23 protein-coding genes are annotated in these 24,129 nt (G+C 58.5%); 11 read left to right on the forward strand and 12 right to left on the reverse strand.

Annotated features, from left to right (window positions below):
• Window positions 1-752: 752 nt before the first annotated feature.
• Both rsmI and AB6729_RS17235 read right to left on the reverse strand, forming a co-directional pair.
• On the reverse strand, window positions 753-1,631 hold the full coding sequence (gene rsmI / locus AB6729_RS17230) for a 16S rRNA (cytidine(1402)-2'-O)-methyltransferase (RefSeq protein ID WP_371082893.1): 879 nt from the start codon (window positions 1,629-1,631) through the stop codon (window positions 753-755).
• Complete coding sequence (locus AB6729_RS17235; RefSeq protein WP_371082894.1) at window positions 1,624-2,742, reverse strand: CBS domain-containing protein; 1,119 nt, start codon at window positions 2,740-2,742, stop codon at window positions 1,624-1,626. Before AB6729_RS17235 ends, rsmI begins: the two co-directional genes overlap by 8 nt.
• Window positions 2,743-2,869: 127 nt before the next feature.
• Between AB6729_RS17235 and rsmD the strand changes: the two genes are divergently transcribed.
• On the forward strand, window positions 2,870-3,433 hold the full coding sequence (gene rsmD / locus AB6729_RS17240; protein ID WP_371082895.1) for a 16S rRNA (guanine(966)-N(2))-methyltransferase RsmD: 564 nt from the start codon (window positions 2,870-2,872) through the stop codon (window positions 3,431-3,433).
• A 496-nt stretch (window positions 3,434-3,929) separates the two neighbouring features.
• Here rsmD and AB6729_RS17245 read toward each other — a convergent pair whose 3' ends face one another.
• Both AB6729_RS17245 and thiL read right to left on the reverse strand, forming a co-directional pair.
• Window positions 3,930-4,499 carry a hypothetical protein gene (locus tag AB6729_RS17245; RefSeq protein WP_371082896.1) on the reverse strand — a complete coding sequence of 190 codons (570 nt, stop codon included), beginning with the start codon at window positions 4,497-4,499 and terminating at the stop codon, window positions 3,930-3,932.
• Window positions 4,496-5,470, reverse strand: coding sequence for a thiamine-phosphate kinase (gene thiL / locus AB6729_RS17250; RefSeq protein ID WP_371082897.1), 975 nt, complete (start codon window positions 5,468-5,470; stop codon window positions 4,496-4,498). The genes AB6729_RS17245 and thiL overlap by 4 nt, the downstream gene beginning before the upstream one ends.
• Window positions 5,471-5,700: 230 nt before the next feature.
• Between thiL and AB6729_RS17255 the strand changes: the two genes are divergently transcribed.
• A complete protein-coding gene (locus AB6729_RS17255; protein WP_371082898.1) occupies window positions 5,701-6,708 on the forward strand; it encodes a M23 family metallopeptidase in 1,008 nt (335 codons plus the stop codon).
• A 78-nt stretch (window positions 6,709-6,786) separates the two neighbouring features.
• Here the strand turns inward: AB6729_RS17255 and AB6729_RS17260 are convergent, their stop codons facing one another.
• Entirely contained in the window at window positions 6,787-7,323 is a 537-nt protein-coding gene (locus AB6729_RS17260) for a hypothetical protein (RefSeq protein ID WP_371082899.1), read from the reverse strand.
• 67 nt (window positions 7,324-7,390) lie between these two features.
• Entirely contained in the window at window positions 7,391-8,290 is a 900-nt protein-coding gene (locus AB6729_RS17265) for a ferritin-like domain-containing protein (RefSeq protein WP_371082900.1), read from the reverse strand.
• 258 nt (window positions 8,291-8,548) lie between these two features.
• Here AB6729_RS17265 and AB6729_RS17270 point away from each other — a divergent pair, with 258 nt between their 5' ends.
• The 5 genes from AB6729_RS17270 (at window position 8,549) to AB6729_RS17290 (ending at window position 13,640) form a co-directional block, all read left to right on the forward strand.
• Complete coding sequence (locus tag AB6729_RS17270) at window positions 8,549-9,208, forward strand: carbonic anhydrase (protein ID WP_371082901.1); 660 nt, start codon at window positions 8,549-8,551, stop codon at window positions 9,206-9,208.
• Window positions 9,205-10,119, forward strand: coding sequence for a bestrophin family protein (locus AB6729_RS17275; RefSeq protein ID WP_371082902.1), 915 nt, complete (start codon window positions 9,205-9,207; stop codon window positions 10,117-10,119). The genes AB6729_RS17270 and AB6729_RS17275 overlap by 4 nt, the downstream gene beginning before the upstream one ends.
• Window positions 10,120-10,210: 91 nt before the next feature.
• On the forward strand, window positions 10,211-10,615 hold the full coding sequence (locus AB6729_RS17280; RefSeq protein WP_371082903.1) for a BlaI/MecI/CopY family transcriptional regulator: 405 nt from the start codon (window positions 10,211-10,213) through the stop codon (window positions 10,613-10,615).
• Entirely contained in the window at window positions 10,612-12,531 is a 1,920-nt protein-coding gene (locus AB6729_RS17285; RefSeq protein ID WP_371082904.1) for a M56 family metallopeptidase, read from the forward strand. Before AB6729_RS17280 ends, AB6729_RS17285 begins: the two co-directional genes overlap by 4 nt.
• Window positions 12,528-13,640 carry a hypothetical protein gene (locus AB6729_RS17290; RefSeq protein WP_371082905.1) on the forward strand — a complete coding sequence of 371 codons (1,113 nt, stop codon included), beginning with the start codon at window positions 12,528-12,530 and terminating at the stop codon, window positions 13,638-13,640. The genes AB6729_RS17285 and AB6729_RS17290 overlap by 4 nt, the downstream gene beginning before the upstream one ends.
• Window positions 13,641-13,862: 222 nt before the next feature.
• Here AB6729_RS17290 and AB6729_RS17295 read toward each other — a convergent pair whose 3' ends face one another.
• Entirely contained in the window at window positions 13,863-15,236 is a 1,374-nt protein-coding gene (locus AB6729_RS17295) for an alpha/beta hydrolase family protein (protein WP_371082906.1), read from the reverse strand.
• Between the two features lie 713 nt (window positions 15,237-15,949).
• Window positions 15,950-16,681, reverse strand: coding sequence for an ABC transporter ATP-binding protein (locus AB6729_RS17300; protein WP_371082907.1), 732 nt, complete (start codon window positions 16,679-16,681; stop codon window positions 15,950-15,952).
• 95 nt (window positions 16,682-16,776) lie between these two features.
• On the opposite strand from AB6729_RS17300, the gene mctP reads away from it, so the two are divergent.
• Window positions 16,777-18,264 carry a monocarboxylate uptake permease MctP gene (gene mctP / locus AB6729_RS17305; RefSeq protein WP_371082908.1) on the forward strand — a complete coding sequence of 496 codons (1,488 nt, stop codon included), beginning with the start codon at window positions 16,777-16,779 and terminating at the stop codon, window positions 18,262-18,264.
• A 60-nt stretch (window positions 18,265-18,324) separates the two neighbouring features.
• Here mctP and AB6729_RS17310 read toward each other — a convergent pair whose 3' ends face one another.
• Window positions 18,325-18,873, reverse strand: coding sequence for a helix-turn-helix domain-containing protein (locus AB6729_RS17310; RefSeq protein WP_371082909.1), 549 nt, complete (start codon window positions 18,871-18,873; stop codon window positions 18,325-18,327).
• Window positions 18,874-18,938: 65 nt separating this feature from the next.
• Between AB6729_RS17310 and AB6729_RS17315 the strand changes: the two genes are divergently transcribed.
• The gene (locus AB6729_RS17315; protein WP_371082910.1) at window positions 18,939-20,363 is read left to right on the forward strand and encodes a serine hydrolase domain-containing protein; all 1,425 of its coding nucleotides are present in this window, start codon (window positions 18,939-18,941) and stop codon (window positions 20,361-20,363) included.
• 133 nt (window positions 20,364-20,496) lie between these two features.
• Here AB6729_RS17315 and AB6729_RS17320 read toward each other — a convergent pair whose 3' ends face one another.
• From AB6729_RS17320 to acpS, 3 genes are all read right to left on the reverse strand, one after another.
• Window positions 20,497-21,333 (reverse strand): TIGR03435 family protein, encoded by an 837-nt coding sequence (locus AB6729_RS17320; protein WP_371082911.1) that lies wholly within the window; start codon window positions 21,331-21,333, stop codon window positions 20,497-20,499.
• A 29-nt stretch (window positions 21,334-21,362) separates the two neighbouring features.
• A complete protein-coding gene (locus tag AB6729_RS17325; protein ID WP_371082912.1) occupies window positions 21,363-22,448 on the reverse strand; it encodes an MlaD family protein in 1,086 nt (361 codons plus the stop codon).
• Window positions 22,449-22,564: 116 nt separating this feature from the next.
• Entirely contained in the window at window positions 22,565-22,954 is a 390-nt protein-coding gene (acpS, locus tag AB6729_RS17330; RefSeq protein ID WP_371082913.1) for a holo-ACP synthase, read from the reverse strand.
• A 113-nt stretch (window positions 22,955-23,067) separates the two neighbouring features.
• Here acpS and AB6729_RS17335 point away from each other — a divergent pair, with 113 nt between their 5' ends.
• On the forward strand, window positions 23,068-23,472 hold the full coding sequence (locus tag AB6729_RS17335; protein ID WP_371082914.1) for a hypothetical protein: 405 nt from the start codon (window positions 23,068-23,070) through the stop codon (window positions 23,470-23,472).
• A gap of 43 nt (window positions 23,473-23,515) precedes the next feature.
• Window positions 23,516-23,893: an RNA-binding S4 domain-containing protein gene (locus AB6729_RS17340; RefSeq protein WP_371082915.1), complete on the forward strand. Its 378-nt coding sequence runs from the start codon at window positions 23,516-23,518 to the stop codon at window positions 23,891-23,893.
• Window positions 23,894-24,129: the final 236 nt, after the last annotated feature.

The following is a 24,129-nucleotide window of genomic DNA, read 5'->3' on the forward strand; positions in this document are numbered from 1 at the left end:
CGCCGGCAATGCCGTGTATCCGATGTGTGCTATGAATCTACCGACAGGTGCTGGATGAATCGCTTGGGGCTGCACTTTGTATTTTGGATCGTTGCAACGGGTTGTGCGCTGGCACAGGTGTCTGCCGGTGTTGAGCGGCCTGCGTTTGATGTTGCTTCGGTGCGACCGAGTAAGGCAGGTGGGACGCAGCGTTCGAATGTGCCGTTAGATTCTGCGATTCGTTTTCTGATTGTCGATCGTGTGGAACGGCCTACTGAAAATTAGTGGGTATCGGCTTCCTGGATGCATCGTAAAGCGGGAGAGGAATGCAGGTCCCCTTCGCTTCGCTCGAGGGCATGCTTCGGCTTCGCTCAGGATGACGCGCTCTGCGCGTATGAGCTTCGCTTTGCGAAGCTGGTGCTTTTGTGCAACGGAATGGAATTAACTTTGTGGCAGATGAGCGTCGCTGGGATTCTTCGCTTTGCTCAGAATGACGATTCTACGAATCGTATGAGCGTCGCTTTCGCGAAGCTGGTTTGCGTTTGTGGCTGGAAGAGTTCGGCTGTATTGGCGCGGTTGAGTGCGTTGGGATTCCCATTCGCTCCGCTCAGGGCATGCTTCGCTCTGCTCAGAGTAACGGCTAAGGGGCCACAATCGGAAGTTCCAATAGAAAACACGCGTCCGTGGGCTGTTGGGTCGCGCTCTGAGCGATAACCCAGGTTAGCTTCGCGAACCTGGGGCACCCGATCCTGCTTTCGTACTCGTTGAAGAAATTAACGGCGGGAGCGGGTGCGTTGCCATTCGCGATAGGCTTCGCTTTTGCCGATGCCGAGGTCTTTGGCGACCTGCTTGAGCGCATCTTTTTCGCTGATGCCAGTGCCGATGAGACGGCGGACCTGGTCCGAGAGGCTTGTGGTGGATTCGTTTTGTTCGCTGAGAATTTTGCCGGAGAGCAGCAGCACCATTTCACCGCGGATGTTTTCGCGTGACTGCACCGTGGTGCGGACTTCGCTGGCAGTGCCGCGTAGAAATTCTTCGTGCAGCTTGGTTAACTCGCGTGCGAGGGCGATGGTGTGTTGCGGGCCGAAGACGGCTTCCACATCGACGAGTGTTTCTGTGATGCGATGTGGTGTTTCATAGAAGATCTGTGTGCCGGATTCACTTGCGGCTTTGAGTGTGTCACGCAGTGATTCGAGGGCGGTGCGGCGTTCGCCGGCCTTGGATGGCAGGAAGCCGTGGAAGGCGAAGCGTTCCGTGGGCAGGCCGCTGGCTGTGAGCGCGCTGAGGACGGCGTTGGCTCCGGGTACGGGATAGACGGCGATGCCTGCTGCAACGGCGGCGCGCACGATCTCTTCACCGGGATCGGCGATGCCGGGCATGCCCGCGTCACTGACGACGGCGATGCGGGCGCCTTCGCGGAGTGCATTCACTAATTCTTCGGAGCGGCCACGCTCGTTGTGCAGGTGATAGCTGACAGTCGGCGTGGTGATGCCGAAGTGGTTCAGCAGCTTCTGTGTCTGGCGCGTGTCTTCGCAGGCGATGCGGTCGGCTGTGCGGAGGATGCGAAGGGCGCGGAGGGTGATGTCTTCAAGGTTGCCGATGGGCGTGGCGACGAGATAGAGGCCGGGCGCGAGTGGCGCGTCGTTACTCATCGTCGCCGGACCTTGCAGCAGCCAGTTCAGTGACGCGTCGTGCATTGCCCAGCATGGACATGGATTGCGTGAGGCTGTTGGGCGTGAGGATGCCGATGAGTTTTTCTTCGTGCATGACGGAGACAAGCTGCGCTTCGCGGTTTTTCTGCATGCGTTCCAGCGCGGGCAGAAGAAGGTCGTCGGCGGAGACGACTTCGACGGTGCGTGTCATGACACCCTGAACGTATCCGTTGCCGTCGGCGCGGAGGGCCTGCGCGAGTGTGTCGCGATGGATGGAGCCGACGAGGATGGGGCCGCGCACCACGGGGAAGACATCCTGCAGGGAGTGGACGCTGCGGCGGAGGGCGTCTTCCAGGGTGTCGGATGCGGAGAGCGTGGCGAAGTCGGTAAGCATGACTTCGGCTGCGGTGACGGTTCCGGCGGCCTGCTGGCCAAGGCGGGTGATGGCATCGCCGCGGCTGGAGAGCAGCAGCGAGCAGCCCATGACGATGAGCCACGCGTTGGTGAGCGCTGCGCCAAGGATGATGAGCAGCAGAGCCAGGGCGTGCGAAACACCCGCGGAGGCGCGCACACCGGGATCGTTGCCCCGGATGCGACGGAATTGGCGACGCAACACGATACCGGCATCCAGCGGCCATGCGGGAAGCAGGTGCAGGCCGCCAAGCAGCACCTGCGCCCAGATGGCGGAGCGCAGAAGATGTTGCGGCGTGACCCACGGCTGCGCGAAGAGGTTAATGGCAGGTGTTGCTGCGTACATCAGCAGCGCCATGGTGATGCCTGCGGCAAAGTTGGAGAGCGGACCGGAGAGAGCGATGAAACGTTCGCCGCGTGTGCTGGCGTTAAGAGAACGTTCTTCCGTGGGTGCGGAGCCGGTGGGGAGCAGCAGCAGGTGGTCCACCGCGAATCCCGCAGATGCCGTGGCCAGGCCGTGGCCCACCTCGCGCACGATGACCGCTGACAGCAGAAGCAGCCAGAGGCCGAAGCCACGCATGCCGCTGCCGTCCAGAAGCGAGGACAGCATGATGATGATGGGCAGAGAAAGAACGAAGATGGCGTGAAGACGAACCTCAACGCCAAAGTATTTGCCCAGAGTGATCGACCATCCACGCATGTTGGATTGATTGTAGTTTCTTTCAGGGAACAGGGAACAGGGAACAGGGAACAGGGAACAGGGAACAGGGAACAGGATTGGTTTCGCGGCTTTGGTGGATGCTGCCGGTTTTTCATAGAATGGGTTTATGCGTGTGATTGCAGGAACGTACCGTTCGCGGGTGCTGGCAGCGCCGAAGGGGCTGGCTACGCGGCCCACGAGTGACCGACTGCGCGAGACTCTTTTTAATGTGATTGCGGCACGGGTGCCGGGTGCTGTGTTTGCTGATCTGTATGCCGGTTCCGGTGCGGTCGGCATTGAGTCGATTTCGCGCGGCGCGGCAGAGGTTTTCTTTGCAGAAAAACATACCGCGGCGCTGTCGGCGATTCGCGGGAATCTGCGGACACTTGGGATTGCGGGCGGATTCCAGGTGGAGGCGGGTGGGACTGCGCCGTTGTTGAAGCGGCTGGCGGGAAAGCCGCTGGACTTGGTGTTTCTGGATCCGCCGTATGACGAGGTGGAGGAGTATCGCAAGACGCTGACGATGCTGGGCGATGCGGGGAATGAACTGGTGAATGCCGATTCACTGGTGATCGCAGAACATACGCGCAAGCAGGTGTTGCAGGACCGCTATGGTGTTTTGCAGCGGACGCGGACTCTGGTGCAGGGCGATGCTGCGCTGAGTTTTTATGCCGTGGAGAGCTTGGATTAGAAACTTTGGGACGCGCTTTGCGCGTTGGATCGAGCTTCGCTCGATGCCCAGGTTAGCTTCGCGAACCTGGGGCACCCGGTTTGGCTGCCGATGTGTTTCGGCTTCCTGATGCGTTGTAGAGGGCTGAGAGGAATGCAGGTCCTTCGGCTTCGCTCAGGATGACGGCCTTTAGCCGTTTGAGCTTCGCTGATGACGCACTTCGTGCGTGCGAGCTTCGTTTTCGCGAAGCTGGTTTGGGTTCTTTGGCTGGAAGGGGTTCAGCTTGTTGGCGCGAATGAAGTGTGTGGGGATTCTTCGCTTCGCTCAGAATGACACGCTTTGTTCGCATGAGCTTTGCTGATGACGCATTTTGTGTGTACGAGCTTCGTTTTCGCGAAGCTGGTTTGGGTTCGCTCAGGTATAAGCGATGACGACCTTGTTCCTGCGAACTTCGCCTGAGGACGCATCTCGACTTTCGCTGAGGACGCATCTCGACCTTGCCTGGAGCGACTTCGGATTAAGGGTTGAAGCCGCCGCCGGTCAGGGTTTGGGTGCGCAGGTCGAGTGCGAAGGGGAACTCCTGGTCGGAGGGCATGTGCCAGCCTTTGCCGTGGAGGATGGTGCCGTCCACTGTGACTTCCGTGACGCCTTCCCAGGTGAGTTTGGGGCTTTGCCACATGCCGTCTGCGGTGAGGATGATGGCGTCATGGAAGCCGATGAGGACGAGCGACTCGGCTTCGGGAGCGGCGTGGACGCTGACTACAGGCCGGATCGGCAACAGCGCGGTGGATTCGGGATGGCTGGCGGGGATGCGATAGGCATAGCCGCCGGCGACCGCTAGGAGATGGTCTGGGTTGGGCGTGGACCAGAGGCCGGCGGCCAGGTTTTTGTCCGAGAAGCCGAGTGCGCACTGGGCGACGAAGTTTGATCCCTCCGCGGGTTTTACGTTGAGCCAGAGAGCGCCGCGGGCGAGCGCGTCCTCTTCGCCAGCAATTGCGTGTGGAAAGACGAAGTGGCGCGTTGGCATGATCATGGGCGGGCCGTTGAGGATCGCCGCCTGCCAGGTGTGGGGAAAAGAATCGGTCATAGTGAGTGTTCCCATCCGGCGGGCTGCAGCCGTTCTGCTGTGCCGTTGCTGCGGAGTGTGATGGCTTTGCCGCGGACGATTGCGCCGATGCGGGTGATTGGTGTGCTGCCGATACTGCGGGGGATTTTGCTGCTGGCTGGCGCGGTAAAGAGAAGCTGGTAGTCCTCGCCACCGTGCAGGGCATGGTGCAGAGCGTCTTCCTTGTTGTTCAGGAGTGGGTGCAGCGGCAGGGCGTCTGCTTCGACGATTGCGCCGACGCGGGACTCTTCGCAGAGATGTGCGAGGTCGGTGGAGAGGCCGTCGCTGATGTCGATGGCAGCGGAGGCGAGGTTGCGGAGGCGCTGGCCTGCGCGGAGTTGCGGCTGCGGGTAAAGGTGTGGGTGGTCGGCGGCAGGGTTAGCGTTGCGGAAACTGCGGGGGGAGCTTGCCAGCGCGGCCAGTTCGGCGGACGCACCTCCGAGATAGCCGGTGACGTAGAGGCTGTCGCCGGGACGTGCCTTGCTGCGACGGAGTTCCGTGCCTGCCGGGGTGGAGCCGAGGAGAACGATGTCCGCGAGGATGGCGTCGCCGGGGGCGGTGGAGGTGTCACCGCCTGCCAGGGGTGTTTTGGTTTGTTTCGCCAGATGGAGCAAGCCACCAAGAAAGCCGTCGAGCCACTTGCGGTTGGCGGCGCGGCGGGTGAAACCGGTGGGCAGGGCCAGCGACAGGAAGGCGGCCATCGGGTGCGCGCCCATGGCGGCAAGGTCGCTCAGGCCGCGCGCCAGGCAGCGGTGTCCGGCGGAGGCGGCAGGGTGCCAATCGCGACGGAAATGGCGGCCTTCCAGTGAAAAGTCAGTGGTTACGAGGATGTCGTGGCCTTTGGGGGGGCGCAGGACAGCGCAGTCGTCGCCGATGCCGAGGCGGACCGTGCCGCCGGGGTGTCCGGCGCGATTGCGAAGGTCACGGATGAATTGGAGTTCGCCGCTGGCCACGTCTTTGAGGATACCGGTGAAAAAGTTCGTCTTTCCGCAAACGTGGCGCGTATTTAGTAGTGTCGGGAAAAGAATTCGCAGAACTCTTACCGTTGGTTAGGCAACCCGTGTTTACCAGAGAGCTTCCGGGGCGGTAGACTTGAACTACCGGCACGATCTGGTAACTCGCATTTCTGAATCGGCATCGGCGAATCGCATTTCGCTGGTCCGTTTCGCAGGATGAGCTTGGTTTGAAGAAGAGTTTTTACGTCGTACTGGTTTCGCGCGAGGAAGACGGATCGTTGCGCAGGGTTCCTGTGCCGCTGAAATTTGCCTGGGTGTTTGCAGGCGCGGCGGTGGTGGGCCTGTTCACGATTGCCGGTCTGGCTGGATCGTATTCGCGTATGTTGCTGAAAACGGAGCGGTTTAACCAGCTTCGGCAGGAACACAATACGCTTCTGGGCGATTACGCGAAGCTACAGAAACGCGAGCATGAGAAGGAAGTTCAGGCTGCGTCGCTGGGTGCGCTGGCCAGCGAGGTTTCCGCACTGTACGGCCTGACCGCGAAGGGCATTGCCAGCAGCACGCAGGGCGTGTTCGGGCGCGGCCGGAAGTCTGCAGGAACGGAGACGGCTACCGTCATTGCGACACCGGAGACCGCCTCGCCGGACAGCAGTTTCAGCAACGCGAATTATTACAAGTCGCTGCAGGCGTTTTATTCGTTGCGGAATACGGCGATGGATGGCTCCATGACGCGGGCGATTTCGAACAGCTTTGCGCCTTCCGGGCTGGGCAATTTCGGTGTTGGACCCAATCTGATGGGCAGCAACATGCCAACGCTGTGGCCGGTATTGGGTTCCATTTCGTCTCCTTTTGGGGCACGGCAGGATCCGATTCTGGGGAATGGCGAAGGTGAGTTCCACAAGGGCGTGGACATCTCTGCACCGTATGGCACGCCCATCCGCGCGACTGCCGATGGTGTGGTGCAGATGGCTGGCATGGGGAACGGCTACGGTCGCGAAGTGGTGATCAACCACGGCGGCGGCGTGGAGACGACCTATGCGCACATGTCCGGCTTCCACGTTTCGGCGGGTGAGCAGGTGGTGCGCGGACAGATCATCGGCTACGTGGGTACCAGTGGCCGGTCGACCGGAGCGCATGTTCACTACGAGGTGCGGCTGCGGAATGTACCGGTGAATCCACATAAGTATCTGCGGATCTCAGCGAATGAGATCGGCAGCGAGGTTGCCAGCCGGTAGCGTTGAATATTTAAAGGAAAGAGAAAGGCCGCTCTGCCTGAGCGGCCTTTCTTATGTGTGTTTCGTTAAAACGCCTGTTTAACGGACGCCGATGGGGCGACCGTTATTCCACTCGTCGGCGACGACGCCGATGGAGCTCAGCGTGTCCATGGCTTTTTCCATGTTGATGCGAAGCTGGTGGCGGGCTGCTTCCGGTGCGTCATGCGCTTCTTCAATGGCGACGACGCGGCCGTAGGGCCATGCTTCCTTGGGAATCGCGTTAAGTGCCTCCGCCAGATTGGTGGGATCAATGTTCAGGATCTGGCGTCGTGCGGCCTCCGGGCGCAGCATGGTGCCCTTACCCAGATCGCTGGGGTTGGCATCCGGCATGAGCACGTGGAGTGTGATCATCTTTTCCTGCACGGTGAGCGAAGGGTTCTGCCAGCCGGAGATGGAACTCACGGACATGTACAGGGTCTTGGAGGGCGGCGGAATCTGCGCCAGGTCGCGGCGCGCATCGTTCGCCTGCGAAACGGCTTCACGGCTGGCTTCTGCCGCGGAGGCGGGCTTGCTGTGGCAACCGGTCAGGGGGACGAGGGCAACGGCAGAGAGGAGAAGAAGGGCGGAGGTACGCACATCCTCAAGCATAGCAACGGAGGCCGCATAGATTGCAGCAGAAAATGGGCGAAGGAGCCGATTTTTGTTACACGGTGGTAATGTTGCCGTTCACTCCGTTGGGGAAGAACGCGCCCTTGGTGGTGCCGGTGGCGGTGTTGTTGTACAGAATGGCCAGTGTCTGCGACGTGGAACGCTGGTAGGCGAAGCCATTGAAGGTGTTGGTCTGGCCGGGAACGCCGTTGGCTGCGGTGTTAAAGAAACCGCCAGCCGCCGTTGTGGGACCTTGCTGGGCGAGCGCTACGGTGCCGGGATCGCCCGGCTTGATGTCGTAGCCGTCCGCCGGAACATAACCAGGAAGACTGCTGGGATAGCCGGAATTCTGCTGGATGGCGACGAGGCGCAGCGCGCCAGCATGGAAGCCCTCTGCAGCAAGCATCTGGGCCAGCGCAGTGGAGTTTGTGCTGCTGAGCCTTGCCATGATGCCTGCGTAGGCCGTTACACCGACGTCCTCCAGCAGGCGGGCGATGGGAATGATGTTGGAGGCATTGATGGCCGTGATGGCAGAAAGATTGAGTTGCGGTCGTGCGATGGCAAGGCCACTGCCGATGGCGGTTCGTAACGCAGAGACATGGGCAGTCTCATCAAAATAAATTTCAGCGAAGAGGTCGGCGATCTGCTGGTTGGGGAAGGTCAACTGCGCAGGAGCACCTGTAGGCGCAGGGCCACCGCCCGTCAGGGAACTGTCCAGATCCTTGCCGGTGACGACGTAGGAATACAGCGTGGCCTGCAGATACTCAATGTTCAGGGCGAAGTTCAGCGTATCGATTTCCGGTTGGGTTGCTGCATCGACGTAGGGTGTTGGGTCGCCGCATCCAACGGTGATCGCTGCTGCTCCGGCGATGCCTGCACAACTCAGAAATCGGCGCCTGCTCAGAAGATCGTCCGTCATGTTTTTCTTCGCGCCGGATATCGAAACGTCTACCATGTTGCCATTGTCTCCCGTACAACGTAGCCGTGAAAAATTGCATCACCCTGTTCTTTCCGTGAAAGGATAAGTCCGTGGCCGTTGCGCACTTAGAGGGCAAAACAGGTGGAAGTGTTGCAACCAAACGTATGCTTTCATGAGAAAAGCATCAGCGTCCGGTAAGCGCACAGAGACCGCTGCCTGAAAGCAAATTTTGCTTCCGTTGAGTGAGTTCATGCGTACAAAACACACTGGATACTTTCCGCAGGAGATGGATGAATGACCAAGAGCAATGAAACGCTGGGGAAGCTGAAGCAAGGCATTCTGCAGTTTCAAAGTGAGGTGTACCCGGCACGCCGCGAAGAGTACGAATACGCCGTGGCGCACCCGCAGAAGCCGCATACGCTGCTGATTACATGCGCGGATTCACGCATTGATCCGGAGGCATTGACCCAGAGCGGTCCGGGTGAGATTTTTGTCGCACGCAATGTGGGCAACATGGTGCCCGCGTATGGCGAGATGATGGGAGGTGTATCTGCCGTGATCGAGTATGCCGTGGATGCGCTGAAGGTGAGCCACGCGGTGGTTTGCGGTCATACGGATTGCGGCGCCATGAAGGGTATTCTTGCAGGAGAGGGTGCACTGGATACGATGCCCACGGTGAAGAGCTGGCTTCGCAATGCGGACGCCGCCAAGCGCGTGGCGCAGACCCTGGACGGAGCACAACCTTCGGTGCATACGATGACGGAGCAGAATGTTTTGCTGCAGTTGCAGCATCTGCGCACGCATCCTTCAGTGGCCGGAGCGATTGCGCGCGGTGATTTAACGTTGTCCGGATGGGTCTACGACATTGGCCACGGTGACGTGCGCATTTACGACGAGGCGGCGAACCGCTTTCTGTCTGTTCGAGAATCCGTAGCCCAGGAGGCCATTGCTTGATCGTTCCTCACGCGCCGCAGCTTCGACGACTGCTGGAATATGTGGGCATGCCGCTTTTGCTGTTGTTTCTCTGGGACGGTGTCATTGTTCTGCTTTACAAAGTAGCGCATTGGGATTGGGTGGCTTTGCCACACCTCCCGCTGGCGTTGCTGGGATCTTCCATCGGTCTGATTGTTGCGTTTCGCAATAACAGCAGCTATGGCCGATGGTGGGAAGCACGCACCATCTGGGGCGGTATCGTAAACAACTCCAGGTCGTGGGCACGTCAAGTGCTCACGGCCATTGCACCTCAGAAAGAGGCGGAGCGGGAGGCTGTCCGTACGATGCAGGTACGGATGGTGTATCTGCAGATTGCGTGGGTGCATGCTCTACGGCAGCAGTTGCGTGGTCTTCCTCCGCTGGATGAGCTGCATGGTGTACTGACAGAAGATGACCTGATGGAGCTGAAGGAGCAAAAGAATGTCGCCTTCACGCTCCAGTTGTGGCAAGGCGACCTGGCGAGGAGAGTGCTGGAGAACGATTGGGTTGACAGTCTACAGTGGTCATCTCTGGACGGAACGCTGAATGATCTGATCGATCTTCAGGGTGCTTCAGAGCGCATCAAGAACACGCCGATGCCGAAGCAGTACGATTTCTATCCCCAGTTGTTTGTGAAGATATTCTGTCTTCTGCTGCCTCTGGGGCTGGTGCAGAACATGGGCTGGTTTACACCGCTCGGCTCTACGATTGTGGGTTTCATCTTTATCGCGCTGGATAAGATCGGGCGCGACCTGGAGGATCCTTTCAACAATACGATCTACGATATTCCGCTGACATCCATGTGCAGAACGATCGAGATCAATCTGCGGCAGTCTTTGGGGGAGCGTTCCTTGCCTGCAGCAGCGGAACCGGTTCACGGCGTGCTCTGGTAATAAGAGTACGATTACTCCTAAACTTTTAGTTGACACGCGGCGGCGGACAGGCGCATTCTTACTCCTAAAGATTTAGGAGGAATGAACGCAAATGTCCGCCGCCGCTTCTGATAAGACCGCACTCACGCCGCTGGAACTGGAAATTATGCAGGTGCTGTGGAGCCAGGGCCCCAGCACGGCCGCGGAGATTGTGCCCCTGCTGAATGGAAACCTGGCTTACAACACCGTGGGCACGATGCTGCAGGTGCTGCTGCGCAAGGGGCGCGTGAAGCGCACGGCAGAGGGGCGTGCGTATCGCTATCGTGCGACGGTGAGCCGTGAGCGCGCGGCGGGTTCCGCCATTGGCGATCTGTTGAAGCGCATGTTTGCGGGCGATGCGCAGGCCATGCTGCTGGCGATGGTGGATGCAGGGCATGTGGACGCGGACGATCTGCAGCGTGCGCGTAAGGCTCTGCAGACGGCGGAACGTGAAGATGCGAAAGAGGCACGGGGATGAGCGCGCCGGGTGTCGTTGACCAGGCGATTGCTGCCTTTGTGCTGCATGTGGTGTGGCAACTGCCATTGTTGGCGTCGGCAGCGTGGATGGCAGTGCGTATCGGGCGGCCTTCGGTACGTGTTGCCCATGCGCTTTGGATCGGCACACTGCTGCTGTGCGTGAGTGTGCCGATGATGGCGACGTGGCAGGGATATCGCACGGCACGCGTACAGGCAGAGGGTGCCGCGGTCACGGTGAATTACAGCACAGCAGATACTGTGCAACCTGTTTCTGCGATGGAACGTGATTCTGCGTGGATGCGTATGTGGCATCGCCACTTTACGTGGACGGATGGTGTGAAGCCGTTTGCCTTCGCGTTGCCACCGCGTGTGGCGCGCGGCATTGCGCTTGGATATCTTGTGTTGCTGGCGATGGCATGTTTTCGATTTGCAGTTGCGCTGCGTCGCGGACGTGTACTGGTTCGCAACGCGAAAGGTGAGATTCCACAGAATTTTGTCGTAGCAATGCAGGAGCAATGTGCTGCGATGGCGTGTCCTGTTCCGCATGTTGCGTTGAGCGAGGAAATTGCCGGCCCATTACTTGCGGGTGTGATGCGGCCAACGCTTCTGTTGCCGAGGACCGCGGCAGCGATGAGTGCCGAGGAAGTGGAGGCGGTCCTGGCGCATGAGCTGTCGCATCTTCGCCGTCGCGATCCTCTTTGCCACGCTGCCTGTTCTGCGATGTTGCTGCCTTTGCGGTTTCATCCCGTTACGAAGTGGATTGCGTTGCGCATAGGGCAGACGCGCGAGATGGCATGTGATGCCGATGCGGTGAGGCATATGGGATCGGCTTCACGTTACGCAGATGCGTTGTTGTGCGTGGCGGAACGCATGACGTCTGCGCCTGTGTGGCCTGCGGGCATTGGTTTGGGGTTGTTCGATGTTGCAAGCGCGGCTTCCGTTCGCGACGGACAGTCGTTGTTATCACCACGGTCTGCGACGGCAGGCCTCGAACTTTTCGGCGCAAGAGGCGCCATGGAGGAACGTATGCAGTCCATGATGAAAGACGGAAGAGCAAGTGGGAATACTCGCTTGATGCGCGGACTTGCAGGTGCGGCTATTGCTGCAACAGGAGTGGCGGCAGCGTGCATGATCCAGGTGCAGCCTGCGCTGGCAGCACAACAGAAGGACGCAACAGTACAGGCACATGCGGTGGTGACTGTAGACGACCGTGGCCCCGCGTTGGCCAGCGGGCATCACGTGCAGAAGCAACTTCTGGATGCAAGCCATCGGTTGCATGAAGCAGAGACGAAAGCCAACAGCGATGTAGATCGCAGCAAAATTGCGACGGCGCAGCAGATACTTCGCACGGCGCAGTCTGAGTTGGCGGCTGAGAGTACGCCTTCCAAAGTGATGATCCGTATCGATGCCGATGCGCAGTTCGAAAGTGAGGATCGAGCTAAGGTCCAACTGAAAGGGCTGGATACGCAGCTAACTCGGATCAAGCTGGACGGGCAGAAGCCGCGAATGGACGTGAAGTTGCGGGCGTTGCAAGTGCAACCGCATGTAGAGCTGGAGCAAAGCCCGTTGATGATTGCGAAGCTGGAATCGCCGGTGCTTGTTGTGGCCTTGCAGGAAAGCGAAAAGCCAAGGAAGGTACCCGCAAGCGTGATGGCGGGAAATACGCTGACCAAGGTGACGCCCGTGTATCCGGCTTCCGCGAAGGAAGCGAAGATTCAGGGCGAAGTGGTATTGCACGCGATCATTGATGAGAACGGCAAGGTGGAACAGGTTGCAGTGGTTAGTTCGCCGGATAATGCGTTGTCGAAGTCTTCCATCGATGCCGTGCGGCAGTGGATGTATAAGCCATACCTGCTGAATGGCAAGCCGACAGCGGTGGATACTACCATCAACGTGAACTTCACATTGGCACCATGAACCGTTGTTCCTTCTCTGTAGCGATGGCGGCGGTCTGTATTGCTCTTATGGGATGCAGCGCCGCGCATCGCGTGGATGCGCCCTCGATTCATTTGATGGAAGCTGCTGGCTATCCTGTGTTGACTTCCACTGCGGGCACCTCGCAGCAGTTGACGGTGCGGACGATGATTGCGCTGGGTGCGGCGTCCGGTGCGGATTGTTCGGTTTCGGGTAAGGTTTTTTCGCTGCAGCCTCCTGCTGTTGCAGGTGCATCACAGTGGACCGTGACGAGCCCCAGCGTGCAGGGATGGCAGGTGGCGGATACGGCATCGCAGCTTCGCGTGGAGTGGAGCGCGTTTGTTGCGCAGCTTGCAGAACGCAGACGTGCAGGATGCTTTCATGCGGGATGGAGCACGACTTCGCTGCAACAGACGATTGCCGATGCCATCCCTGTTCCCGCGGATGAAGCGTTGGTGTTGCGTTATGGATTCAGCGGCGAAGGGATTGCCGATTTGCAACCGGGGATGGTGTTGCAGGTGGAACGCAGTGTTCTGGGTGAGCGCAAGGGACGGCGTGAATTGCAGTCGTTGCAGGCGGATTATGAAGTGGTTGCCACGGACGATGGCGCGCGGCTGAAGCAGGTGCGTGCGGAGACGCTGCATATGAAGGAGCGGCCCGATGAGATCTTCGCCCTGGATCGGCTCACGCAGAATGCGACACATCTGCGGCTGCTGTTGCAGAATCTGACAGCGGGAACGTCGGCGCAGCGCCCACCGATTTTGCTGATGGGCAGGGAAGACGCGACGTTGCAGCGTGTGTCTGTGAGCATGGAGGCGCAGGGCTGCGATGCTGCGAAGAGTGTTGCCGGTGTGCAGTGTCTTACGTTTCACGAAGCAGTAAGCTTGTTGGTTGCCGTGAAGGTGAATCGCAAACCGATGACGTTTGCATTGGGAACAACGCTGGGTGTGGCGCTGGATACGCAAAGCATTAACCCTGCTACGGCGGCACTGCATCGCTCTTTGACTGGTGGACGTATGGCCGCAGTGATCTTTCCGCAGACGCGGGATGGCGTTTCCCGCATCGTGCTGCAGGGTGGGGATGAGATTGTTGGGAACAAGTTAGTTAAATAAGCTAACTTGTTGTACGTGAAGCCTCGAAGGACTTCCGTGAGGCATTCTCATGGGGTGAGAGGAATGCAGGTCCTTCGGCTTCGCTCAGGATGACGAACTTCGTTCGTTGGAGCTTCGCTGACGCACTGCGTGCGTATGATCGCGCTTTGCGCGGTGTCCGGGTTAGCTTTGCGAACCTGGGGCATCCATGCTGAATCTCTGCGCGGGCTTATGATCTGGCTCTTAACGTTCCGGGTGCAGGTTCATCTTCAGGAAGTCCACGTAGACAGGCCAGTCGGAAGGCACCATGCCGTGGCCGCCGTTGTGCATCTCGTAACTCAGGTCATGCAGGATGGGAACGCCTGCTGCAGGTAATACATCTGTGCCGAGGTCCTGCTTGCCGTAGAGGCGATAGACGGGGCCTGCGGCGACAGCGGCGAGGAACTCGCCTTTGGGGTCACTCCAAAAGTCGATGTTGCCGGTTTGCAGCAGCAACGGACGCGGTGCAACCAATGCGACGAGCATGTTGGCGTCCATCGGTGCCGTGTCCGGGAAGCCCGCGTAGTTGGCCCAGTTCTTTGCGAATTGATACGGATAGCGGCTGGGTGCGGTCATGTGCGCGATGGTTTCACCGTAGTTGCGATGGCTCAGCGCACCTCCACCTTCGCCACCACAGCTTGCAATCACAGCGGCGAATCGTTGGTCATGCGCGCCCGCCCAGAGTGCGGTTTTACCAAGACGTGAGATGCCGTGAACGGCGACCCGCTTCGCGTCGATGTCTTTGTCCGTTTCGAAGTAATCCTGTACGCGGCTCATGCCCCATGCCCACGCGGCGATGGAGCCCCACGCGTCACCGGGTCGGTCGTCGTTGTTCTTGATGTTTGTGGCGCGAATGCCATCGGGAACGCCAGCGGGATAGTCGGGGTCGATGTCGCCGTAATAGAAGGTGGCGATGCCGATGCCTGCGTCAAGAAAGATGTCCGCGTTCAGTTTGCCGAAGGCGCGCGTGGGCATTTCGCGCTTGCCGGTCTTCGGATTCCACACCTCAACAGGACGGATGCCGGGATCGTCAAAGGCCATCTGCGGCGCGCCGAAGTTGATGCTGAGCAGCATGGGGGCACGCTTCTTTGCGGCGACTTTTGTTGCGGGAAGGTATTCGACGAGGTTGATCTGTGGGCCGGTCTTTTCCTTGTTCAGCCAGATGACGACCTGTTTGCGGATGGCCTTGCCGTTGAGGGCAGGCGTCCCTTTATCGAAGACCTCGAAATTTTCACCTGCTGGCTTGCCCGGGGCAATGCCGAACTGCTGGGTTTCAAAGATGCGGACGATTTCCGGGCGACGTTTTGTTTCCCACGTCTTGATGTCGCGAACGGGTGTGCCGTCGGCCATTTTCAGCGCGTCTGGAAGCGTGTAGGTGCCGACTTTACTCTCGTCGTAGTTGACGGGAATACCTGCCACGTCTTCCGGCCTGGCCGGCGGTGTGGTGGCGGTGGCCGATGTCATGTTGGGGCCAGCCTGCGGTGTTGCCGGGGCGCTTTGTGCGTTTGCTGAGGCTGCGGCGAGAAGGACGGCAGTGAGCGCAAGGGGCAGACGGATAGCGAACGATGCACGGCGCAACGGAATACTCCAGGTGGGAAATTATGTACCGTCACACCGTAGGTTCACGCAACAACGGGCGTCAAGTGCCAGCCTGAGACATGGTATGAATTGCGAAGAGTTTTTCGACGCTGTGGGAGCATTCCCTCAGCGGCTGAAGCCGCACTTCTTCTTGCGACTCTACGGCAGGGCTGAAGCCCTGCCCTTCCGAAAGATGACGATCTTTGATCGTATGATCGCGCTTTTGCGCGATGCCCAGGTTAGCTTCGCGAACCTGGGGCACCCGGGTTTGTGGCTGTCACTGTGTTTAGGCTTGCTGGTGCGTGGGAAGAATGTAGGTTCTTCAGCTACGCTTCGCTTCGTTCAGGATGACGGTCTTTGACCGTATGAGCTTCGCCTTCGCGAAGCTGTTTCAGGATTGGTGGCTGGAAGAGGTCGGACGTGTCGTTGCGGGATGACGCGTCGGGATTCTTCGCTGCGCTCAGAATGACGATCTTCGATCGTATGATCGCGCTTTTGCGCGATGCCCAGGTTAGCTTCGCGAACCTGGGGCACCCGGGTTTGTGGCTGTCACTGTGTTTAGGCTTGCTGGTGCGTGGGAAGAATGTAGGTCCTTCAGCTCCGCTTCGCTTCGTTCAGGATGACGGTCTTCGATCGTATGATCGCGCAAAACGCGATGCCCCAGGTAGTTTCGCAAACCCGAGGCACCTCTCTTCGATAACGATGTTTGTCGCTTAACCCGCGAGCAGGCTGCCGATGAGCGATTTGCGCGATTCGCGTGGTGGTGGCGGTGCATCGTGCATGCGGCCATCACGTACGTAGAGCGTGCGATCAGCGATAGCTGCGGCTTCCGGGTTGTGCGTGATCATCAGCACGGTCTGGCCCAGCTCCTTGGAAGCGTGGCGCAGCATTTCGAGTACGGTTTCGCTGTTTTCCGTGTCCAGGTTGCCGGTGGGTTCGTCGGCCAGGATGATGGCGGGGCGGGTGATGAGAGCGCGGGCAATGGCCACGCGCTGCTGCTCGCCGCCGGAAAGTTCGCTGGGACGGTTGTCTAAGCGTGTCTCAATGCGGAGAAGCTCCGCAAGATGCTGCAGCAGGTTCTGATCCAGCAGCTTGCCGGTATCCGCAATGGAGTGTGCCAGTTCAATGTTGCCGCGCGCGGTGAGCGTAGGCAGCAGGTTGAAACGCTGGAAGACGAAGCCGATCTTCTGGCCACGTCGGCGGGTGCGCTCCGCGTCGGAGAGGGAACTGAAGTCTACACCGTCAATGGTGACGGAGCCGCCGGTGGCGCGTGTGAGGCCGCCAAGGAGGTAGAAGAGCGTTGATTTGCCGGAACCCGAGGGCCCGACGATGGCGACAAACTCGCCACGATCAATGGTGAAGGTGGCGTCGCGCAGCGCGTGCGTTTCGATCTTTCCGCTGCGATAAGTTTTTCCGAGTTGCTGTGCGACGATGATGGGCGGCATACCTCTTTCCAGTCTATCGCGGATGGGCGGCAGGCAGGCGTTGCCGCCATCCTGCTACCATTCGCCTATCCATGAATACGGCTTCTGCGGGGAACATGCATCCTGTTGCGCTTGCGGTTTTTTGTGTTGCGTTTGCGCTGGTAACGGTGGCGGGTTTTCTTGCCGCGAAATGGCGGCGTCCGAAAGAGGGCCTGCACTCGCTGGAGGAGTGGGGGCTGGGCGGGCGCTCATTTGGCACGCTGATCACGTGGTTTCTGCTGGGTGGCGACGTTTATACGGCCTATACCGTGATTGCGGTTCCTGCGGCGCTGTACGGCGCGGGCGCGCTGGGCTTCTTCGCCGTGCCGTACACCATCCTGATCTATCCGTACATGATGCTGGTGTTGCCGAAGCTGTGGACAGTGTGCCATCGCAATGGCTATGTGACGTTTGCGGACTTTGTGAAGGGGCGGTTTGAGTTTCGTCCGCTGACCGTGGCGATTGCCCTTACGGGCATCCTGGCGCTGATGCCGTACATTGCGCTGCAGCTGGTGGGCATGAAGGTGGCGCTGGCGGCGATGGGGTTGCGCGGCGAGTGGCCGCTGATTCTTGCGTTCCTGATTCTTGCGTTCTACACGTATTCGGCTGGACTGCGCGCACCTGCGATCATCGCCGTGGTCAAGGACATCATGCTGTACGTGATGGTGATTGCCGCCGTGATCTGGCTGCCATCGAAGCTGGGCGGATTCGGACATATCTTTGCGGTAGCGGCTGCGGAGCTGCCGAAGCATACGCCTCCCGGTGGAACGCTGTTGAAGGCAGGGCAGTTGCTGCCGTATTCGACGCTGGCAATTGGGTCTGCACTGGCGCTGATCCTGTATCCACATACGTCAACGGCGACGTTGTCATCATCCGGTCCGCAGACATTGCGACGGAATGCTGCGCTGCTGCCTGCGTACACGTTGATGCTGGGATTGCTGGCGCTGCTGGGTTATGTGGCGCTGGCTGCGGGTGTGAAGGCAGCGGATAAATCGGAAGTGATTCCGCTGTTGTTTCTGAACGGCTTTCCGGAATGGTTCGCGGGATTCTGTCTTGCTGCGGTTGCCATTGGCGCGCTGGTGCCTGCGGCGATCATGAGCATTGCTGCAGCGAACCTGTTCACGCGCAACCTGTGGGGCGAGTTTGTGCGTACGCCAATGACCGCGCAGAAGGAAGCGGCGCAGGCGAAGATCGTGTCGCTGGTGGTGAAGTTTGGCGCGCTGGCGTTTGTGCTGGAGACGCCCGGTTCTTACGCGATTGAGATGCAGTTGCTGGGCGGCATCTGGATTACGCAGTTGTTTCCCGCAGTGGTGTGCGGTGCATTTATGAAGCGTCGTGTGCTGCATCCGTGGGCCGTGTTTGCGGGCTGGCTTGCGGGTATGGTGTGGGGTTCGGGGATGGCCATTGCGCTGGAGTTCAAGGGCAGTGGCGTATATCCGCTGCATGTTTTCGGACAGACGTGGAGCATGTATGCGGCGATTCCTGCGCTGGTGCTGAATCTGGTGATCAGTTTTGGTTTGTCGCCGGTGTTTGCCCGGATGCGGCCGGTTGCTGTGAGTGCGTAGGGACGAGTTACAGTGACTTCCTGTTCCCTAAGTCAAAGCTCCAGGGAGTTGTCTCGTTCATCATTTTCCGATGGCTGACAATAAGACGGTGAGTTGGATTTCCTCTCCTTCTTCGCACGATTGAGTGGCTTCTTCTTCAAGCTCCTGCAGCAATGCATTCAGGCGACGAAGCTTTTTCTTGTCCGCCCGCAAGACGAAGAAGCGCACCATTGCATTTCGTTCAGCGCCAGTAAATCGCGCCTCACCGCTCGACACGGCACTGGAAAATGCTCGCGCTCCGGCATCTGCGACTCGTGTCCCGGCGCGCCCATAGGTTTCCCTGCCTTCCGGCGTCTTCACGGCTTCTGAGGAGGAGAACTGGTTGGCAACCATAGCGTAAACCGCCTCTGGCCTCCTTGTTCCTTTTTGCTCCGCTGCAACCCGAATCAGTCCGAGATTCTCCATCTGCTTCAAGTGATGGTAAAGAGCTGTCGCCGGGCGCCCCATGCGATGAGCGAGCTCGCGCGCCGTGGCCTGCTTATCCATTTCAAGCCGCTGAATGATGGCAAGCCGGATGGGAGACGTGAGACTTTCAAGCTGTTCCAGAGTAAGGACATGTTTTTTAGGCATCGTCAGGTCATTCCAAATAATTAAAAATATAAGTATATTTTAAATTATTCAGCAGAGGCGTGTACATGAGATTTTCAGTGTTGGTCCTGTTCCTTACTTGTTTTTTCCTGCCCGGGTACAGTCAATCCCAAACTTTGCAGAGGCCAGCGGCAAGATGGATAAAGGCCGATCAAGACATCCGTACTGCGATCACCCGTTACGATGTTCCGGGTGCCTCCATCATGGTTATTGAGCATGGGCGCATCGTATGGACCCATGCCTACGGAAAACGCGATATACAACACAATCTGGCTGTCCAGATGGATACACACTTCGAGATCGGCTCGATCACGAAGCAGTTTACGGCGGTAAGCATTCTGCAACTGCGTGATGCGGGCAAGCTGAAGTTAGACGATCCACTGTCTGTCTATCTACCGGATGCTCCACATGCAAAAGAGGTGACGCTCAGAAATCTGTTGACCCATACCAGCGGGTTGCACGATTATCTTGACGGTCCTCCCGCAGAGATTGATCGCCTTGCTGCTCTTCCCATCAGCTACCATGATCTGCTCTCACGCGTGGCTGCCATGCCTTTGGACTTCCCGCCAGGCAGCCAGTGGTCCTACTCCAACACGGGGTATCTCTTGCTTGGCAAGGTGATTGAGGTGGTTTCCGGTGAGCCATATCGGGATTACATCCAGCAGCGCATCCTGAACCCTCTCGGAATGAGGAACACTTTTACAACAGCCGATGAGAGCCATCTCCCCAACATGGCGATTGGATATCGCCATGAGAACGGAGTGCAGGCAATCGCTCCGTTCATCGACCCCAGTTGGGGGTCGTCCGCTGGCTTCCTGATCAGCACCCCGGAGGATCTCAGCCGCTGGGATGCAGCACTGCACGGTGGAAAGGTTGTTTCACCGGCTAGTTATCGCGAGATGACAACCGCCTTTATGACCACGAAGAATGGAAGCGCCGATTATGGTTTTGGACTCTTTGTGGATTCGATGTATGGACAACCGAGAGTTGGTCATACGGGCGGAGCGCAGGGGTTCACCGCAGCCGATGAGTATTTTCCCGAACAAGATACGCGAATCATTGCGCTGACCAACTCAGGCGACAAGACCCCCGAAGCCGGAGAGACACTCACCAACATCGTCTTTGCGGATCTTTATCCCTCTATCGCAGCCAATGCCCTGAAACCGGCAACGGAAGAGAACAGCCTGGTGACACAGGCGGCCGGTGCCGCATTCCGTGAGCTCCAAACAGGGGCGAACTACATGCACTTTAGTTCCAGGCTGAAAGACAAATTTGCCCACGGTTCAGGTGAGAAGTTTAAGACGAGTCTCTCTCCGTATGGACCAGCTTCTGCCGCGATATTTCGACACACTCGCCTGGAGGGAGGCTACCAATGGTACGACTACCTGATCTTGTTTGGACCAGGAGTCTCCATTCCTTTCAGCGTGAGGATGGATCAGGATGGTGTAGTTGCGGGATTTTCTATCGGATGAGGTGGGCTGCTCAAATGTCAACTCCGATCTATTCAAAACAGGATGGGATTGTTATTCCTGACAGCGGAAGCGAGCAGTGAGCGTAGAGCGCCCCTGACATTCCGATCTATCGTCATTCGCTAAGCCATCGTTGCTAGTTGTCAGATGGTTTTTCAACGTGGTCTATGACAAGCAGGCGGACTGGACCTTTGGCTGGTTGCAGCTTGAGGCCAAGCTGTTCCTGGATCGCGGTAAAGATGTCCGGGGTGTTCTGCTCGGAAATGTCTGGACGAATCGCAGCGGACTCTGGTGTCCATCGCAGTTCGACGTCGTAGTGTCCCGACAGGTTTGTCATGTCCACGACGGGTTTGGACAAGAGCCAGGATAGGCTTGCTGCGAACTCGCTGGACGACAGCTTGTAACCCTTTGTGTAGCCGGTGTGGTTCTCCAGGTCACCGCAGGGCGCATCATGGGGAATGCCTTCAGGATGAGAGAAGGGGCGAGGGCAGTCTGTTTTCACGACAGACTCTCGCAGTTTGCCCGGCTTTGTAACCACAAGGTTGTAGACAGGCTGCTCCCTCATCTCCCAGTGGTATTTGAGTTGGAAACAATCTTCCAGAACGCCCTGAAGCATGAGAGGGATGTCGTCGAAGTCGTGGGCTTCAGCGGGCTTTGCGTTCAGGTCATACCCTGCGGATCTGATCCAATCGGGACCGCCGGAAATCTGGTAGGGCTGCAGCTGAAAGGCGTAATGGATGAGCATCCACAGGGAGCTATTGTCGGAGGTGAATCGTCCGTCAGGATATGCCTGAAAGTTGTTGAAGTTCCTGCGATCGCCCGGGTCGTGGGCCCGTACAGAGGCAACTTCGAAGGAAGGCCGTTTTGTATTGGCGTGGGAGGTCGCGGTCTGCCCCATTGCAACGACCGAGATGGGCGCAACCAGCATGGTCAAGGCGAGAAGCTTCCTGACCGGATGCATCCACTCGAACATGTTGCTCTCTTCTCAGAAAGAACGATTGATTAAAAGACCTTGAAGTGGATGGTCAGGTACTTCTTCGGATCGCTGCGGATGGTGTTCACCAGCATCTGCGAATCGACGGCGAGCTTATCCAGGTTGTGATACAGCGCAGGATCTTTTACGAGCAGACCGGCCGTGCCTTCACCCTTGTTGATGCCGGACAGAAGGCTGTTCAGATTGGTGACGGTGTCGTTCAGCTTGCCTGCAAAGGCCGGATCCTTTGCGAGCAGGCCGAGCGCGCCCTTTCCTTGATCGGCCTCAGCCAGCAGGCTGTTCGCGTGGGCCAGTGTGGAGTTCAGGTTGTTGTACAGGGCATCGTCATGCAGCAGCTTACCTGCGGAACCTTTGCCAGCAGCCAGGTCATCCACAATTCTGTTCAGTTTGGCTGTGGCCTGGTCCAGGTTGTTATAGACGTCATCGTCATGCAGCAGCTTGCCGACGGACCCCTTGCCGTTGTTCAGATTCACTTCCAGCGTGTGCAGTTCTTCAATGGTGGCGTTGGCGCGCTTGTAGAGCGTGTCGTCGTAGATGAGTCCGCCGACGGAACCCTGACCGGAGGCGATCTTGTCCACGATGCGATCCAGCTTGGCCAGGATAACGTTCAGGCTTTCAATGGTGCCCTGGCTGGATTTCACCACGTCCTGCAGGTTCGGGGTCTCCAGCGTTTTCAGCTCCGCATGATCCTCCACCATGGGACCATTGGCAGTCTGGCTATTCAGATCAATCACCGTGTCGCCGAGCACACCCACGGTGGAGAGCGATGCACGCGTGTCCAAATGCAGGTCTGGCTGGAACTTACCGTCGATACGCATGACCACCTGGATGGGTGTCAGCTTGCGCTTGGGGTCATGCACCACGTTGACGGATTTGACGGTGCCGATGGTGACGCCCTGCAGGTTGACGGCGGCGCCTTCCTTCACGCCCGCGGCATTTTCAAAGTAGGTGTAGAGGGTCAGCTTGCGAGAGAACAAGCCCAGTCCCTGCGCGCTGGTCATAAAGAAGAGGAGCGCGATCAACAGGGATAGCGACACCATGACCACAATGCCCACCTTCAGTTGCGACCACTTCACTTCACTCTGGCTGGGCATGCGTGCGGGGCTACTCCTAAATAGATCAATCATGTGCGGGGCATGTGCGTACCCCGGACCAGATCATTCCAAACGAAAGCTTACGGTAAATGGATGCAGTTCCTGCAACTTTCGTTTCAAAACGTCGGCAGGCTCTCCAGAACTACCTGTGCAATGGCCAGGTCGCGGCCATGGGACAGGCTGAGATGCGCTGCGGTCACTCCCATGGTAGCGGCTCTTTCGGCTGCGCGGCCATGAAAGAGCATCGTGGGACGTCCGCCGGAAAGATGTGCCACTTCGATCTCGCGCCAACTCACGCCGCGGGCAATGCCAGTGCCGAGAGCTTTTGCCCCGGCTTCCTTGGCGGCAAAGCGCGCTGCAAGGCTTTCTGCGCAGTTTCTCTTGCGCATGCAATAGGCGATTTCGCGTGGTGTGTAGATGCGATCCAGAAAGCGTTCTCCGAATCGATCCACGGAATCCTGAATACGCGAAATTTCAGTCAGGTCAACGCCCGTTCCAATGATCAAGAGAAAATTCCTTCCATACCCTTATGAGACATCAGAAGAGCACTTTCCGATAGAGGCAACTGTTCTGCAACAGGGCAGTGGAGGCCATCACGAGGGCTGATGAGCAGGCCGATATGCCTGTTGTGAGTGATCCTGCAAGACAACCCGAACTGCGACTGCGCGGTTTTACCTTCCTGGAACGAAATGCACTGATACCGGAGCTGGGGGTGTCGATTGACCACGCCGGGGGATGGGTGCTGGACCGCAGGACGCTGGATGCCAATTCGCTGGAACTGGTGATGGAGTCCCGAGCCGCATCGTTGCCGGATGTGTATGGAGCGCTGCTGAGTAGCGGTCTGGAACTGACCCGCGACAGCCATCGTGCGCTGGCACAGCGATGCCTTTGCAGCCAGTACCTGCCGCTGCGACGTGGAGCGATGGGCATTGTGCTGATGTATGTGGAGATCCAGTTTCTGGAGCAGTCGGCGCAGCCTTTGGACATGGTCCAGGTTCTACCTTTGAAGAGTGCCGTCGCCTGATTCTTTGCCATTTCCGTTGCTGTGAAGGCAAGATGGAGACCAGATGGATTCGGTTCGGTTGGATAAATGGCTGTGGGCGGCGCGCTTCTTTAAGACGCGTGCGCTGGCGGTGAAGGCGTGCGAGCTGGGCAGGATCAAGCTGCGTGACCAGCCGGTGAAACCTGCGCGCGAAATCAAACCTGGCGACGTGTTGCGCGTCACCAACGACGGCGGTACGTTCACCGTGGATGTGCTGGCGCTAAGCGATGTGCGCGGGCCTGCGGCGGTGGCACAGACGCTTTATCGCGAGACGGAAGAAAGCGTGGCCGCTCGTAAGCGCGAGGAAGAGGCGCGGAAGATGAATCCGTGGTTCGAAATGGATCGCTCCGCGAGGCCGACGAAACGGGATCGCAGGGACCTGAGCCGTTTGCGCGGGCGGTAAGGACGTCACGCTTGAGTTCGTCATCCTGAGCGAAACGAAGTGAAGTCGAAGGACCTGCTTTTCCTTTCAACCCACAAGGATATTTCCGGAAGCATTGGGGCTATACCGAAGTTATCCATGAACCGTGTAGAGGGCACAGAAGAAAGCAGGTCCTTCGGCTTCGCTCAGGATGACGGACTTCGTTCGTATGAGCTTTGCCTTGGCGGGATGACGGACGTTTTCTAACGCAATCAAAC

The organism is Terriglobus sp. RCC_193 (assembly GCF_041355105.1).
Taxonomy (GTDB): Bacteria; Acidobacteriota; Terriglobia; order Terriglobales; family Acidobacteriaceae; genus Terriglobus.

Coding starts and splice junctions, on each gene's coding strand:
- rsmI (WP_371082893.1), bottom strand. CDS start 1,631: ATGAGTAACGACGCGCCACTCGCGCCCGGCCTCTATCTCGTCGCCACG.
- AB6729_RS17235 (WP_371082894.1), bottom strand. CDS start 2,742: ATGCGTGGATGGTCGATCACTCTGGGCAAATACTTTGGCGTTGAGGTT.
- rsmD (WP_371082895.1), top strand. CDS start 2,870: ATGCGTGTGATTGCAGGAACGTACCGTTCGCGGGTGCTGGCAGCGCCG.
- AB6729_RS17245 (WP_371082896.1), bottom strand. CDS start 4,499: ATGACCGATTCTTTTCCCCACACCTGGCAGGCGGCGATCCTCAACGGC.
- AB6729_RS17265 (WP_371082900.1), bottom strand. CDS start 8,290: ATGGTAGACGTTTCGATATCCGGCGCGAAGAAAAACATGACGGACGAT.
- AB6729_RS17270 (WP_371082901.1), top strand. CDS start 8,549: ATGACCAAGAGCAATGAAACGCTGGGGAAGCTGAAGCAAGGCATTCTG.
- AB6729_RS17280 (WP_371082903.1), top strand. CDS start 10,211: ATGTCCGCCGCCGCTTCTGATAAGACCGCACTCACGCCGCTGGAACTG.
- AB6729_RS17285 (WP_371082904.1), top strand. CDS start 10,612: ATGAGCGCGCCGGGTGTCGTTGACCAGGCGATTGCTGCCTTTGTGCTG.
- AB6729_RS17290 (WP_371082905.1), top strand. CDS start 12,528: ATGAACCGTTGTTCCTTCTCTGTAGCGATGGCGGCGGTCTGTATTGCT.
- AB6729_RS17300 (WP_371082907.1), bottom strand. CDS start 16,681: ATGCCGCCCATCATCGTCGCACAGCAACTCGGAAAAACTTATCGCAGC.
- mctP (WP_371082908.1), top strand. CDS start 16,777: ATGCATCCTGTTGCGCTTGCGGTTTTTTGTGTTGCGTTTGCGCTGGTA.
- AB6729_RS17310 (WP_371082909.1), bottom strand. CDS start 18,873: ATGCCTAAAAAACATGTCCTTACTCTGGAACAGCTTGAAAGTCTCACG.
- AB6729_RS17315 (WP_371082910.1), top strand. CDS start 18,939: ATGAGATTTTCAGTGTTGGTCCTGTTCCTTACTTGTTTTTTCCTGCCC.
- AB6729_RS17320 (WP_371082911.1), bottom strand. CDS start 21,333: ATGTTCGAGTGGATGCATCCGGTCAGGAAGCTTCTCGCCTTGACCATG.
- AB6729_RS17325 (WP_371082912.1), bottom strand. CDS start 22,448: ATGCCCAGCCAGAGTGAAGTGAAGTGGTCGCAACTGAAGGTGGGCATT.
- AB6729_RS17335 (WP_371082914.1), top strand. CDS start 23,068: ATGCCTGTTGTGAGTGATCCTGCAAGACAACCCGAACTGCGACTGCGC.
- AB6729_RS17340 (WP_371082915.1), top strand. CDS start 23,516: ATGGATTCGGTTCGGTTGGATAAATGGCTGTGGGCGGCGCGCTTCTTT.